Source organism: Prevotella sp. P4-98, assembly GCF_002251405.1.
GTDB lineage: Bacteria > Bacteroidota > Bacteroidia > Bacteroidales > Bacteroidaceae > Prevotella.
Genome location: NZ_NPJC01000003.1, coordinates 12,789 through 27,713, shown reverse-complemented (window position 1 = coordinate 27,713; position 14,925 = coordinate 12,789). Strand labels below are relative to the sequence as shown.

The window sequence follows — 14,925 nt, the reverse complement described above, 5'->3', positions numbered from 1 at the left end:
GCATAACTGGACGATGGGTACGCCAGACTTTACCTTTAATACTGTTTCTAATCTTTCTTTTAATGAATGAAAACTACTCATAATGTACCTCTAAAAGCTTTATGTCTAACTTTAGGGGTGCATTTCAAAGAGGCATTGCCTCAAAGATAGTGCAAACCACCTTCTGCTACCACGCCCATAGATGATTTTCTCTAAAAAATAGAATGGAATTATAGAAAAACTTGTAATTTTGTAGCAAAATTAGAAGATATGAAAGTTCTGATAGTCAACACAAGCGAACGAACAGGTGGTGCAGCAGTGGCAGCTAAGCGTCTATTGGAGGCTCTAAACGGCAATGGTGTGAAAGCAAAAATGCTGGTAGGCACTAAAGAAAGTGATCATATCAGCGTAGCACAAATACCTCATCAAAAACGGCTACACTGGAATTTTCTATGGGAACGCCTGTGCATTTGGGTGCGCCTACGCTTTCAGCGCCGCCATCTCTTTGAAGTGGATATGGCAAATGCTGGTTGCGACATCACCAAACTGCCCGAATTTCGAGAAGCTGACATCATTCATCTCCACTGGATCAACCAAGGCACGCTATCGCTCAACGGCATCCGACGCATCCTGGAGAGTGGCAAACCGGTGGTGTGGACCATGCACGATATATGGCCTGCAACAGCTATCTGCCATCTTACACTCGGATGTGAACGGTTCAAAACCGCTTGTCAATACTGTCGGCTGCTGCCCGGTGGCGGTTCTGCCAACGACCTATCATCGTTGATATGGCGTCGCAAACAACACATGCTCGAGGGACGACACATCAGTTTCGTTGCTTGTAGCCAGTGGTTGGCAGGTGAGGCTCGACAGAGCGCACTGCTGAAAGGACAGACTGTCAGCGCTATCCCCAACCCTATCAGCACGTATATTTATCGACCAGGAGACAAAACGGTTGCACGCCAACGCCTATCATTGCCTATCGATGACCGTATCATTCTATTTGTATCACAGCGCGCTACCAATCCCAACAAAGGTATGCAGTATCTGACGGAAGCCTGCCAACTATTAGCAAAGCGCTACCCCGACATGGTGGAACATACCGCAGTGGCTATCCTCGGCGGTCATGCCGAAGATGTAGTGGCGCAGTTGCCGTTCCGTTCCTACCCACTGGGCTATATCAGCAACGAGCAACGCATCGTCAGTGTCTATCAGGCTGCCGACGTCTTTGTATTGCCTTCACTCTCGGAGAATCTTCCCAACACTATCATGGAGGCTATGGCATGTGGGTTGCCCAGCGTAGGATTCCGCATCGGAGGTATTCCCGAAGAGATTGACCATCAGCAGAATGGCTATGTAGCAGACTATTGCAGTGGTGAAGACCTTGCCAATGGCATTCGCTGGGCACTATCTGAAGCCGATCCGACTGCCGTTGGCAAAGCGTGTCTCGACAAGGTGGCACGCTGCTATTCACACCAGCGTGTGGCACGACAGTATATTCAGGTTTATGAAAACGCTATGCGTCCGACCACAGCCAAACAATAATTTCCACTATTATTCATGCAACAGACCATTACCATCAGCGTCATCACCATCACCTACAACGCTGCTACGGTGTTGCAACGCACCCTCGACAGTGTGGCGCATCAGACATATCAGCATATCGAGCACCTTATTATAGACGGTGCATCGAAAGACGATACCCTCGCCATAGCGCATCGCTATGCCGAGGGCAAGAATTATCCCGTAGTCATCCAGTCGGAACCCGACAAGGGTATCTATGACGCCATGAACAAAGGAATGGCGAAGGCAACGGGCGATTATCTGGTATTTCTCAATGCTGGCGACGTGTTTCATGCCGACGACACCCTACAGACTGTTTGTCAGACGATAGACCTACAGACAGCCGGCAACACCTCTGCCCCACTGCCTGCAGTGGTCTATGGAGATACAGCAATAGTGGATGAGCAAGGCCATTTCCTACGATTACGAAGACTTCGCCCACCCCACCAACTCTCTTGGCGATCGTTCCGATGGGGCATGTTGGTATGTCACCAGTCGTTTTATGCCCGCACGGATGTGGCGCAACAGCATCATTACAATCTGCAGTACCGCCACTCTGCCGATGTAGATTGGTGTATCCGACTGATGAAAGATGCGGAGAAGCGACATCTACCTATTGTCAACAGCCATCAAATTCTATCCGACTTTATGGATGGCGGCAATACCACACAACATCACCGTGCCTCGCTCCGTGAGCGTTTCACAGTCATGCGCAACCATTATGGATTTGTTTCCACACTGCTGTGCCACCTTTGGTTTGTAATAAGAGCAGTGATAAAGAAATAAAAAGATCTGCCTACAGATAGTTGAAAGGGATTGCCCAAACAATCGCCATTACTTTTCTATCAGCGCCACGGCATAGGCAGAGATACCCTCCTCACGGCCAGTAAATCCTAAACGCTCGGTAGTGGTGGCCTTGATAGAAATATTATCGGGATCGGTACCGATAACATCTGCCATACATTGTTGCATGGCAGGAATATGCGGATTCATCTTCGGACGCTGGGCACAGATAGTGGCATCGATGTTTACTAACCGATACCCTTTGGTGGCAATCAGTTCAATAGTCTTGCGGAGGATAATCTTGCTATCCATTCCCTCAGTTTCGCTGCTGGTATCTGGAAAATGAAAACCGATGTCGCGCATATTGGCTGCACCCAATATGGCATCGCAGATGGCATGTATCAGCACATCAGCATCGCTATGTCCCAACAGTCCCATGGTGTGTTCTATCTTGATGCCGCCCATCCAAAGGTCGCGTCCGCTGACCAACTGATGGACATCATATCCCATTCCTACTCGTATCATAGTTGTTTGTCTGTATTATATTTGGTGTAGATTTATCGTTTGAAGAGGTCCTTGATACCGTCCATATCAAATGCCAGTGTGAAGCGCAAGGTCTGGTCGAGCGGATTGCTTTTGGCTGTGGCAATGACATATCCCACATCGAGCGAAAAGACATTCATGCGAAAACCGCCTCCCACAGTGAAATATTTCAAGTTGCCTTTGTTCTCACTCTGATGGTGATAGCCTGCACGCAGTGTGAACTGATCATGGTAAACATACTCAGCACCGACACTCCACTGTATCTCTTGCAACTCCTCTTTCAGTCCGCCAGGTGCATCATGGAAGCTCTTGAAGATGCCGGAAATGGCACTCACATTGTTGTATTCATCGGTGACACGCTGTTCATACTCCTCTTTGCTCTCGCCTTCGTTTTGTTTGGGCACCGTCGGTACCAATAGTTTATTGGCATCTGCAGCTATGGTAAAGCGGTTATACTCATCGACAGGCACCATCAGCGAAGCGCCCAGACGCATATTGGCAGGTAGGAAGTTGGATCGTTCATCGCCGAAATAGGTAATCTTACTACCGATATTGGAGATGTTCAGACCCAGTCCCAACTGACATTCGCGCTGTCCGATATTGATGTAGTTGTTATAGTAGCATGCCAAATCGGCTGCCACTGCCGATGCTGGCGAAGCGTCTTCGCTATAGTCGTAACGCAGATCACTATAGAGCCAACGTATGGCGGCAGCAATAGAAAAGCGTTCGCTGAGCATGAGCGAATATGCCACATCGAGCGACATCTCATAGGGTTTCACCGTCATGGCATCGTCACCACTGCCGGTATAAACTTCACCCAAGGAGAAATAGCGCAACGAACCAGATATAGCGGAATAGTCGCCGATGCGATAGTAACCTGACAGATATGCCAAATCGATATCGTTGACCAACTGTCGGAGCCATGGCGTATAGTTGAGCGCTATGCCTGCCCTACTGATACAGAAGGGATATTTAGCGGGGTTCCAGTATTGTGAGTTGACATCAGGATCGGTGGCAGCACCCACATCACCCATACCTGCCGCACGTGCATCAGGTGCAATGGTCTGTGATATGACGGCATGGTCAATGGGGTTGAACTGACTTTTGCCGTCTTGCGCCCAACCGTTTGCTGCCGTTGCCATCAACATGGCTATAAGGAGAATCTTTACTTTGTTCATCATCAATATAACGTAGCCATGCGTTATTTATTGCTCAACACTATCAGTTTCTTGGTTTTCGACACCTGTTGTCCTCCCGTACTACCCAAGCGCACCCGATAGAGATAGACTCCGGTAGAGAGACGATGCCCGTTACTGGCAGACAAATCCCAGTCGATGGTAAGACTTCGGTCTGATGGTGTTGCCTGTTGGCGATGCTGCCAAAGCATGCGCCCTGCCATGTCAAATACCTCAATACTGATGTCGAGCGCTGTACCCACACGGTCGTGAATGATACGGAAACCGGTAGTAGTAGTGGCAGGATTGCGTGTGGTTTCCACTTCGAACACTCCAGGAGCAAGGCCTTCTACCACACGGAAGTTGAGTTCGCGGGTGGTGACATTGTTTTGCATATCCCAAGCGCGGAACATCAAATGGTGGTCGCCCGCTGTCAACTGGGGAATGCTAAAGCCTACCGTGCCACGGGTGTGGCTACCGAAATCATAAGCGAAATAATCGTTGAGGTTGTAAGTCTGTGTGGTTTGTCCGTCAATCACCAAGGTCAGGTTGTGGCCCAAACCATTGCCTGCGGCATTGATACCGCTGGCATCTTCCAGTTCGGCTATGAAATAAGGAGTGGGATTGACGCGCCCTCCATCCACAAAGTCGCTACTATTGAGATAGCAATATACTTCGGGGCCCTCGTTATCATCGGTATTGGCATCGGTTCCGCCCAGAGTAAAACGGGTGCAATGTCCATTGGCAGTCTGTGTGCGGTCGGTATTCACCGCATAGACATGCAGGAGTCCTATGGCATCGGAATAGCTGATGTCACGTGGCACGGTGAAGGAAAACGAGAACACACCCTGCCGGATGCTATCACTTCCAGTAAACAAAGTATGGGTGTGGTCGGTATATACAAAGGCTTTCTGTGCCTGTGACGAATCGTTTCGTCGGCACACCACCGTCTCTGCAGCATCACATACCGTGGCGGTGATCTGTCCATTGAAAGCAGGATCAGCCCCCTCCCCCTGCTGCACATGACCACAAACCTTGACTGGAGTACCGGCAGAGAGTGATATCGGACGGTCGGTATCTGTCAAAGCCACACCGTTGATGCTATCGATAAGCACCTTTCTGACGGGGAGCGACAAGCGCAAAGCAGGATCGCCAAGTAGGAGAAACTGTAGTTTGTTGGCGGTAAGGTCGCCTCCGGTAGTTATCAATTCGTTCTTTGCTCGGCGCACAGCCTCACCAATAGGCATGGGGCGCCCATCGGAAATATGGAGCAAATGACGCATGAAGGTCTGGTTCATCAGGCGGTTATACGACTGGAAGACGGTGCGCGTGGTACCGTAAAAGGCAATGGCGCCACCATGGGGATTAAGCAGTGCGGTCTCACCGATATTCTCTGTCTGTCCGTCGAAGGGCATAATATCACACGTGGCAGCAACCCAAAGGGGCAGATGACTGGAAACGGCATTGGCGAAATCGGTAACATCCACCACCTTCTCATGGGATAGGCTTGTTGCAGCGCCATGACCGGAATAGTTCATGACGAGTGCTCCGGTATTCATCAGTTGACGTATCTGCCGTGTCACATCGGGATAACTGTTAGATGTGGCAGACGATGTGCGCTGATAGGCATCCCAAAGAATGCGCCTCACTTGGACAGAAGGCTGTTGGTGTTCGACTTGTTTCGCCACATCATCGGCATCTTCCATGTGCTGGTTTTCGTTGCCGTCGTCGCCCATCACGACAATAAGATTCTGCCAACTGCCCACATCGCGATTGTCTGCATAGGCAATAATCTTATCCACTACCGCCTCCGCCTGACTCACAGTACGCACGGGCAGGCGGCCTACAGCCACATCACTCTTGTCGCTACCCAAGAGATTAGCACCTTCGCCATCGTCAAGGAGCGTAAAATAGTCATCGCAGACATAGCTGCCGGTACGGCTATAGGAGTTATCGCTCTCATAACAGAGTAGGAACTGATCAGGCTGATACCCTCGCCAAGTGGTGGTAAGCATGCGATTATCCCATGCTCCATCCCCCATCAGCAACAGAAAGCGCGGTTGGTCAGCCTCTGTTGTGGCGCGGTCGTAGAGCATTTTAAGATAGCGGCGGTAGGCATTGGCATCGGGTGTGCCACTACTGAACTCGTTGTAAAGTTGGTCGGCCGCAACGATGCGCACGCGAAGGGTATCGTGGGTTTCGTGCCAATCAGCCAACCGTTGGGCTTGTTCCTGCATCTTACGGTCGGCAGGAATGATGATAATCATATCGGCAGGACCGTCGGCATGGAGGTTCTGATTATTGACCAGTCCCACAATGTCTGGTGCAGGAAATGTTGCGGAAGCGAGATTGGGTGTAGCCTCCGGTGTAGCATGATAGAGCGAGATATGATCGAGACGCACCACAGCCTGAGCATTGACGGGCGTGAGCGTCACTTTATTGTTGGCTGCAAGCAGTTCGGTCACGGGAAAAGTTGCGGTGGCAGTACGCATCTCATCGTATTCGCCACGCGATACCACCGCCAGTTGTCCCACGTTCTGCCCATTGACTCCCACCATCACAGCAGTGGCTTGGTCGGCAGAGAGCGTCACAGTCAGAGATCCGGTATCGTGGTCTTGTGCACCTTGCAGGGTGATACTGCGAGGATTGGCGGCTGTGATACGCGTGGCATCATAGAGATTTCTGCCACCTTGATACCATGCATAGTCATCAACCTCATAGAGCGTATGCGTGCGGTCGGCATGCGATTGCCAGTTGGTCAAAAAGGCTTCTGTATCGATTGTAAGTGGGTTGTCGCCCTCTGTCAAGAAATAACAACCGTAATTGGCATAGGGATTACGGATGCGCTGATGGTTGCTGTCCCACGTCACAGGGCCTGTTGCCATCAACAGGCAACGCCCATCGAAAAGGCGACAGGTTGCCACTTCATGCAAATCGTCGGTGGTTTGCAGATAGTCTGCCGTCAGCCATTCAGGCTGCAAGGCACCACCATAGCCATAGACTTTAACGCGCGATGGATCTGCAAATCCTGCATTTCGCAGCAGTTTGTCGGTCAACTGATAGATGCCTGAGGCAGGCACGCTGATTTTCACCCATCGCCCTTCTGCCAATACCGAGTGGTCGGCATAGCGATTGACAGGTGCTGCGGCAGATTGTTGTGTGCGGTTGCGTGCCGGTTTGGCTTTGGCATCGATGCGAAGCACAAAGCTCACGAGTTTCTGGAGCTTGCGTCCGCGCTTCACCAACGGTACGAAAGAAACTTCAAGGCTTCCTTTTTTACGTGCGACGCTGAGTTGTTGGGATATGCGTGGAATACGCGGCAACGATGCGTCTGTAATTTTCCGCAGGCGCTGCACATCGGCATTACCCATCGGGATGAATTCGGGATAGTCGAGACTTACTGTATATACGGAGTCGAGGTATGCGCCACAGAGTGGAATGGAATAGCTTACGCGTGGCAATACAGAGTCGATCCTGACCTCAGAAGCCGTCAGGTTGATGGTGCGTTGTGCGCGACAAGGTGTCAGCAACACGAGCAACACGATAAGACTCAGCCATGCGTGTTTCATCTACTTACAGTTGAATTCCAATACTTTTCGTTCTTCTATCCATCCTTCCAAATGGTCGTCGATATGCACGGGTCCCACTCCAACAGGTGTACCCGTATAGAGCAGGTCGCCAGTTTTCAGTGTGAAATATTGTGAGATATAGGCAATGAGTTCGTCAACACGATAGATCATATCGCTTGAACAGCCTTCCTGCACCGTCTTGCCATTGATGTCGAGATGGAAATGGAGTGCCTGGATGTCGCGAAACTTCTCCACATCGACCCAGTCGCCAATAACCGCCGAGCCGTCGAAGCCCTTGCAGAGTTCCCAGGGCAATCCTTTCTCGCGTGCTTCGCGCTGCAGATCACGGGCTGTAAAATCGATTCCCACGGTCACGGCATCATAGTATCTGTGAGCGAAGCGTTCTGGAATACTCTTTCCCAATCGGCAGATGCGCACCACCAATTCTGTTTCATAGTCCACCTGACAGCTCCAGTCAGGAATAAAGAAAGGCTTGTGGTCTTTCAACAAAGCCGAATCAGCCTTGGTAAATATCACAGGCTTTTCTGGTTTATATGCCTTTCCGTCCAGTTCTTCGGTATGCTGGAGGTAGTTCATGCCAACGGCGAATATCTTCATAGTGTATGCTTATTATAGATAATGTATATGTTGATTGCTTATCGTTGCAAAATTAAATAAAAATATCGAGAACTAAGACATTTCCATCAAAAGTATGATGTTTTGTGGCAAATTGACCACCTGTAATTGCAGATTTGTAACATCGCGACTGTTCTTTCTCTGACTTGTAACAGTATTGTTACACGACTTTATCAAGATGTTCAAACACTCGTAACGCGTTTGACACATCGTCCCACTACCTTTGCACTCGCATTTCACCCACCATGAATGGGTTTGAGATTCGGGTGCTTTAATAGCATATATCGGTATTTCGGAACACTACTTAGATGAGGATAAAATCAATTTTAAAAGAGAAATAAAATGAGAAACAATGTAATGAGAGCATGCGGCAATAGAGTTGCCATGATGCTGATGACTGTCTGTCTGATGCTTGCCAACGTGCAGGCGCAAGCACAAAATGCCACAGAATGGGAGAAGTTGAAAGGTGAAATCACACTTTATATGACCAACGACATGGGTCGGAATGGCTATTACGACCAAAAGCCGATTGCCGAACTGATGGGCGAAATGGCTGATGTGGTAGATCCGGAAGCAGTACTTGCCGTGGGCGATATCCATCATTTCAATGGAGTGGCATCATTGCAAGACCCACTTTGGATGACCAATTACGAGTTGATCTACTCCCATCCCGACCTCATGCTCGACTGGTTTCCTGTTTGCGGCAACCATGAATATCGGGGCAATACCGAGGCTTTCCTCAACTATGGCAAGGTGAGCCGCCGTTGGATGATGCCTGCCAAATACTACACAAAGGTGTTTTCACATAAGAATACCACCATACGCATCGTATTCCTCGACACCACACCCCTTATCGATTCTTATCGCAAGAATGCCGACACATACCCCGACGCCTGTAAGGAGGATATGCAAGCGCAAATCTCTTGGCTCGACGAAACGCTAAAGAATGCCCACGAAGACTGGGTCGTCGTGGTGGGTCACCACCCCATCTACGCCGAGACAGGCAAGAAGGAAACCGAGCGTCTTGATATGCAGAAGCGCCTGTTGCCTGTGCTCCATAAATATAATAATGTGGCAATTTACGCCTGCGGACACATCCATAATTTCCAGCATATCGAGAAGAAAGGAGATGCTATCGACTATGTGGTCAACTCATCGTCGTCGTTGGCACGCCCAGTAAAACCTATCGACGGCACCGTATTTTGCAGTTCTGCCGATGGTTTTTCTGTCATCACAGCCGACAAGAATCAGCTCCGCATGTCGATGATTGACAAAGAGGGCAAAGTGATTCACACGATAGAAAAAAGCAAATAAAAGGAAGCAGAGAGAAGTATTCTACTGAAACATATATTGAGATGAAAAGATTTTTAATCAGTGCGGCATTGCTTGCCGCCGTGACTGCTACTATCCAAGCCCATACGCTGGATGGATCTGTCAAGGACAACAAAACGGGCGAACCGCTCATCGGAACTGTGATCCGAGTGAAAGAGTTGCCTGAAGTGACCACCACTACAGGCCTCGACGGAACTTTCACCCTGCATGAATTGCCCAACAAGGGAAAGTTCACCCTTATCGTTTCCTACATTGCCTACAAGACTCAGGAGATTGTGGTGGATGTTGCCAAGAAAGACAAACTCGACATTCCGATGACTGAAGATCAGAAGGAACTTGGCGAAGTGGTGGTGACGGGCCATCGCGAATATCGCTCCGACCGTAGTGCCGTAGAAACCGTAAAGACGGCTGGCAATGTGCTCAACGTGATTAGCCAGCAGAGCATCCAACTGTCTCCCGACGTCAATGTGGCCAGTGTGCTTCAGCGCGTATCGGGTGTCACGATGGAGCGCGATGCGTCGGGTGAGGCTTCTTATGCCATTCTCCGTGGCATGGACAAGCGCTACAATTACACGCTTGTGAACGGGGTGAAGATTCCAAGTCCCGATGACAAGAACCGCTACATCCCGTTGAACATCTTCCCAAGCGACCTGATGGATCGCCTCGTAGTATCGAAGTCGTTGACTGCCGACATGGAAGGTGATGCTGCCGGTGGAGTGGTCGATATGGTCATGAAGGACGCTCCTTCACGTTTTCAGCTCCAAGCCAATGCTGCCATTGGAGCGAGCGATTACTTCTGGAAAGACGGCAGAGACTATCTCACAAGCAACCGTTCTGACTATACCCACAAGTCGCCTTACGAGGCTTTCGGTTCGGAATACAAGGCAAGCATGAGCGACTTTAAGAATGGTCCGATGCAACTAAAGAGTCACTCCGCTCCAAGTCCCAACTTCATTGGTGGCATCAGCATAGGCAATCGCTTCTGGAAAGACCGCTTGGGCGTGATAGTTGCAGGTAGCATACAAAACACCTTCCGGGGGACTGAGCGCACTTATAATTCTGTAAAGATGGCTTCGGGCGAACAGGCCATGTATATTTCCAAGCTGCAACACCGCTACTACAGCATCCACGATTTGAATACGGGTGTTCATGCCAAACTGGACCTGACTTTGCCTGGTCACAAGTTGGAATGGTATAATATGTATGTGCATACCAACTCCAAAGGTATCAGATACAGCAATGGCATCGGTACTGAATATATCGGCGAAAACAGTTATACGCAAGATGACGAGATGCGATCTACCTCTACCACGCAAAGCATTTTTGCCACCAATCTGAAGGGCACTCACCATCTCACCAAGGATTTCACCATCGACTGGGCGGGAATTTTTTCTCAAGCCAAAGAGGAGGATCCCGATAGAACCTACGCCACACTGAGCAACACGGTGACTACCGACAACACAGAGGGGGATGCCGTTTCCGGCTCGATCTGGTCGCCCAACAAGACCATTAGCAAGACGTATCCAAAAAATGCGGAACGCCGATTCCAACACAACAGAGATACCGATTGGGCTGGATACATCAACCTCACTTACAACACCCGTTTCGGAAACGATATGGAAGCTATTTGGAAAACTGGTGGGCAGTATCGTCGCAAGGAACGCAGCAACAGATACTATTCCTACATCTTCAATCCTGCCGATACCGAACTGACGTTGGATGACAATAGTCTGGAGCAGTTTGGCCATATCGAATGGACATGCAGAACTCCATACTCGCAAGCCTCACAACTCAACTACGACTCTAAGGAACATATCGGTGGAGCCTATGCCATGGTGACCATGAAGAGTCAATTGGGCGAGATGAATGTTGGTTTCCGCGCAGAACACACCAACCAGATATACACCATGCTGCAACACTTCCGCAACATGGGACAGGTGGGAGAACAGAGCTACTGGGACTATCTGCCCTCTGCCAATATCAAGTGGACACCTACACAAAAGATGAATGTGCGTCTATCCTACTATCGTTCCATCAACCGACCTGGATTCTACGAGATTGTGCCTTATCAGATTCAGGGCGAGGAATATCAGGAGAAGGGTAATCCTAATCTGAAGCGAGCACGCATCGACAATATCGACTTGCGATGGGAGTGGTTTCCGTCAAAGAATGAGCAGATACTGGCTGGTGTATTCTATAAATACCTGAAGGATCCTATCGAACAGGTGTTTGTCACTTCCGACGGTAAGATTGGTGCGGGAACCGATGCCTACTATATGCCCGACAATTTGGGAAATGCCAAAAACATGGGTTTCGAAATCGACGTCATCAAGTATATCCGCCACTTTGGTATAAAGGCAAACTACACCTATACCTATTCGAGAATCACCACATCAAAGCGTGAATATCAAGAAGGCAGCGCGGAATATAAGACGGGAGTGACCCAGACCCGACCTCTGGTAAATCAGGCTCCACACACCGCCAACCTCTCTCTGCTGTATAAGGATACCGAACACGGATGGAATGGACAACTCGCGGCTTCGTTCACTGGCACCAAACTGGCATTGGTATCACCTTTCAAAGATGCCGACCAATGGGACAAAGCCATGTTTGGACTCGATCTTAGCGCCGAAAAACAATTCAAGAACGGATTCTCTATCTTCTTCAAAGCCAACAATCTGCTCGATGCCAAACGAGAGAGATACCTCAAGACGGTGAACCCTGCCAACCTTGAATATGAGGGACAGCAGAGTGATAAGACCATCGTAGGTACGTATAAATACGGCAGAACATTCCTTTTGGGAGTAAGATATAAACTATAAAAAACAAGAACAAATATGAAACAGATAAATACTTTCGCCTGCATGTTGATCATGGCAACGACAGTGTTCTCAACAGCATGCGAGAACGACAATATCAATCCATACGATTACGTAAACAACAACAATCAGGATAACAATAACCAAGGTTCTACCGATGCCATCAAAACATCGTTTGCCGAATACCCCATAGGGTCGCTGGTATGGACCAAAGACACTACGCTGACCGAGAGCATAGAAATTCCGGAAGGCACTTCGCTCTACATCGAACCGGGTGTGACTGTCACTTGCAAGGCTGAAGTGCAAGTGCCCATCGAAATCGTGGTATTGGGCAACCTCTACTGTATGGGTACTGCCGAGAAGCCCGTTGTGTTTACTTCAGACGACAAGAAACCTGAGGCATGGGGTGGTATCATCTGCGGATACAATTCGGAAGAAGTGGTGCTCAACCATGTAGAGATAGCCTACGCAGGAGCAACACCTACAGAAAACTCCATCTCGTTTCAAAGAAAACTCTTCAAAACTACTATCGATGGCGGTGTGCCTGCCTTCCATTTTTGCAATGTAAACGGTAAGTTTGTGATTGCAAACAGTTTCTTCCACGATGCCTACAACGACCTAACCTACTTTACTGGCGGCAATGCCGTCATTGTCAACAGCATCTTTGCTGATTGCGGAAACAAGACCGATGGTGGCGAAGCTATCAACGTGAAGGCTGGATGCAAATTTGATGTGGCTAACAATATCATCTACAATGCCTGCACCAATGCTTTCAAACTCTCAAATGCGGGTAACAGCGAGGTGATTCCTCTCACCGAAATGACCGTATATAACAATACGGTTGTAGATTGTGGATGGCGTCGCGCCAAAAACACAAAAGGCGGTTCGGTATGGGTCGAGAAGGCTGCAAAGCCCATTTTCGTCAACAATTTGATCTACGATTCACGCTTCGGACTGAAACAACCTAAGCAGGACGGTGCAGATATGGAGCACAGCCGACTCACTCCCAACTATTATTTCGCCTCAACAGAAACGGGTGTGAAACAAATGGAGAAAGGGGCTTCACTCGGCATTTGGTTTGATACCGACATCAAGAGCGGCGTTGCCGGACAACTCGACCCACTATTCGAAAATTTCAAACAAAGCAGTAACATGAATATCAATTGCGAATCAGATGATGTGGAAAAAGGTGCTCCACTCGCCTTCGACAAGGCATGGAACTTCGACGTGAAAGCCGAAAGTCCTGCACGCTCTGGCGGTGTTACCGATTTTGCTCGCCTTTTCCCCAACGGCATTCCTTTCTTTGGCATGAAAAAGGTAGTTTTCTTGGATAACAACAACGATCAGAACTACTACTTCACAGCTCCACTGCCAAGCGCCAGATTCGGAGCAACGATGTAATATCGGTTCGTTGAAAATCGTGCCACCCATAACTATATGTTCATCCATACACTTCTTCGTGTGGGTTGACATATAGATATGGGGGGATTTCATATGCATTATTCACGCACGAAAAATAACTACGACACAATCTATTCGTAGACACATAGGAATCGCTATTCTCTTGTTTTTGGATAGCCCTAACGATAGTTTCCACACGAACTGGTATCAATGTAAATGCTACACTTGTTTTTTTCAGCGTTTTTCTAACGCCTGACAAAAGTTTTATCTAACGTTGGATAATGGTTGTTTCAAACGTTGGATAATAGTATTATCAAACGTTGGATAATAGTTTTGTCAAACGTTGGATAATAGTTTTGTCAAACGTTGGATAATGGTTGTGTCAAACGTTGAAAAGAGTTATATCAAACGTTGGGTAAAAGTGATTTCAAACATTGCGAAAGAGTTGTGTCAAACATTAGGTAAATGTAGTTTCCAACGATAGGCAATCGATTCAAACATGTCAGACTACCAGGGAAAGAAAAATATAGTTGGTGGTCGATCGGTGGTCGATTCCACAACATCGAACACCATATAAGTCTTTACTACTCAGAAACATAACCATCACGGGTGGTCGGTGGTCGAAAAAACAACACATCGCGCATGCGCATACGCGCGTGAACATCACGCGAAAGATGAGGGCAACAGGAATACTATGGCTATTATACCAAACCTTTCAAGAAATACCTGAGCATCAAGACTGCAAAAGGATTCTTTTAGAATATAGGTTTTCCCACATTGTCTTACTCCATTTAATACCAATGGCTTACGACGCTCTTGGTTCTTCCAATCTACAAGCTGAGTATATATCTTTCTTTTCATAGATTTACACTTTTAGACACATAGCAATGGTAATATCTTACACTTTCTGACACATAAAACCATCACAAAGATACACTTTTTGACACATACATCCAAATAAACATAGCAAAACAATTGGGTTATTATGTTTTTTTAAGCATAATATTTAAGCAAGCTTGCTATTCTGCATTCGATTTGCATTAGCTTTGGACCTACAGCCCCAAGATACTCACGTTCGGCAAAGCAGAAGAAAAAATGCTTTTTCTTTTGCTTTTCGCTCACTTA

The 14,925-nt window shown here is 48.3% G+C and carries 9 protein-coding genes; 5 read left to right on the top strand and 4 right to left on the bottom strand.

Annotated features, from left to right (window positions below):
- Positions 1–249 precede the first annotated feature (249 nt).
- Complete coding sequence (locus CIK96_RS00905) at positions 250–1,524, top strand: glycosyltransferase family 4 protein (RefSeq protein ID WP_094439088.1); 1,275 nt, start codon at positions 250–252, stop codon at positions 1,522–1,524.
- 15 nt (positions 1,525–1,539) lie between these two features.
- The gene (locus tag CIK96_RS00900) at positions 1,540–2,328 is read left to right on the top strand and encodes a glycosyltransferase family 2 protein (protein ID WP_094435231.1); all 789 of its coding nucleotides are present in this window, start codon (positions 1,540–1,542) and stop codon (positions 2,326–2,328) included.
- Between the two features lie 48 nt (positions 2,329–2,376).
- Here CIK96_RS00900 and ispF read toward each other — a convergent pair whose 3' ends face one another.
- The 4 genes from ispF to CIK96_RS00880 are packed head-to-tail and all read right to left on the bottom strand — an operon-like array spanning position 2,377 to position 8,230.
- Positions 2,377–2,850: a 2-C-methyl-D-erythritol 2,4-cyclodiphosphate synthase gene (gene ispF, locus CIK96_RS00895; protein WP_094389807.1), complete on the bottom strand. Its 474-nt coding sequence runs from the start codon at positions 2,848–2,850 to the stop codon at positions 2,377–2,379.
- Between the two features lie 32 nt (positions 2,851–2,882).
- On the bottom strand, positions 2,883–4,046 hold the full coding sequence (gene porV, locus CIK96_RS00890) for a type IX secretion system outer membrane channel protein PorV (RefSeq protein ID WP_094439092.1): 1,164 nt from the start codon (positions 4,044–4,046) through the stop codon (positions 2,883–2,885).
- A gap of 23 nt (positions 4,047–4,069) precedes the next feature.
- Positions 4,070–7,612, bottom strand: a complete 3,543-nt coding sequence (gene porU, locus CIK96_RS00885; protein ID WP_094439086.1) for a type IX secretion system sortase PorU — start codon at positions 7,610–7,612, stop codon at positions 4,070–4,072.
- On the bottom strand, positions 7,613–8,230 hold the full coding sequence (locus CIK96_RS00880; protein ID WP_094439084.1) for a fumarylacetoacetate hydrolase family protein: 618 nt from the start codon (positions 8,228–8,230) through the stop codon (positions 7,613–7,615).
- A 405-nt stretch (positions 8,231–8,635) separates the two neighbouring features.
- Here CIK96_RS00880 and CIK96_RS00875 point away from each other — a divergent pair, with 405 nt between their 5' ends.
- Genes CIK96_RS00875 through CIK96_RS00865 form a run of 3 tightly spaced genes read left to right on the top strand, consistent with a single transcriptional unit; the run spans position 8,636 to position 13,800 of the window.
- Entirely contained in the window at positions 8,636–9,562 is a 927-nt protein-coding gene (locus tag CIK96_RS00875) for a metallophosphoesterase (RefSeq protein ID WP_254047046.1), read from the top strand.
- A gap of 41 nt (positions 9,563–9,603) precedes the next feature.
- Complete coding sequence (locus CIK96_RS00870; RefSeq protein ID WP_094439082.1) at positions 9,604–12,402, top strand: TonB-dependent receptor; 2,799 nt, start codon at positions 9,604–9,606, stop codon at positions 12,400–12,402.
- Between the two features lie 15 nt (positions 12,403–12,417).
- Positions 12,418–13,800, top strand: a complete 1,383-nt coding sequence (locus CIK96_RS00865) for a right-handed parallel beta-helix repeat-containing protein (RefSeq protein ID WP_094439080.1) — start codon at positions 12,418–12,420, stop codon at positions 13,798–13,800.
- Positions 13,801–14,925 lie beyond the last annotated feature (1,125 nt).

What these genes read in the sequence shown, in the direction of transcription:
- CIK96_RS00900 (WP_094435231.1), top strand. Translation starts at nt 1,540, where the DNA reads ATGCAACAGACCATTACCATCAGCGTCATCACCATCACCTACAACGCT.
- CIK96_RS00875 (WP_254047046.1), top strand. Translation starts at nt 8,636, where the DNA reads ATGCTGATGACTGTCTGTCTGATGCTTGCCAACGTGCAGGCGCAAGCA.
- CIK96_RS00865 (WP_094439080.1), top strand. Translation starts at nt 12,418, where the DNA reads ATGAAACAGATAAATACTTTCGCCTGCATGTTGATCATGGCAACGACA.
- CIK96_RS00905 (WP_094439088.1), top strand. Translation starts at nt 250, where the DNA reads ATGAAAGTTCTGATAGTCAACACAAGCGAACGAACAGGTGGTGCAGCA.
- CIK96_RS00880 (WP_094439084.1), bottom strand. Translation starts at nt 8,230, where the DNA reads ATGAAGATATTCGCCGTTGGCATGAACTACCTCCAGCATACCGAAGAA.
- porU (WP_094439086.1), bottom strand. Translation starts at nt 7,612, where the DNA reads ATGAAACACGCATGGCTGAGTCTTATCGTGTTGCTCGTGTTGCTGACA.
- porV (WP_094439092.1), bottom strand. Translation starts at nt 4,046, where the DNA reads ATGAACAAAGTAAAGATTCTCCTTATAGCCATGTTGATGGCAACGGCA.
- CIK96_RS00870 (WP_094439082.1), top strand. Translation starts at nt 9,604, where the DNA reads ATGAAAAGATTTTTAATCAGTGCGGCATTGCTTGCCGCCGTGACTGCT.
- ispF (WP_094389807.1), bottom strand. Translation starts at nt 2,850, where the DNA reads ATGATACGAGTAGGAATGGGATATGATGTCCATCAGTTGGTCAGCGGA.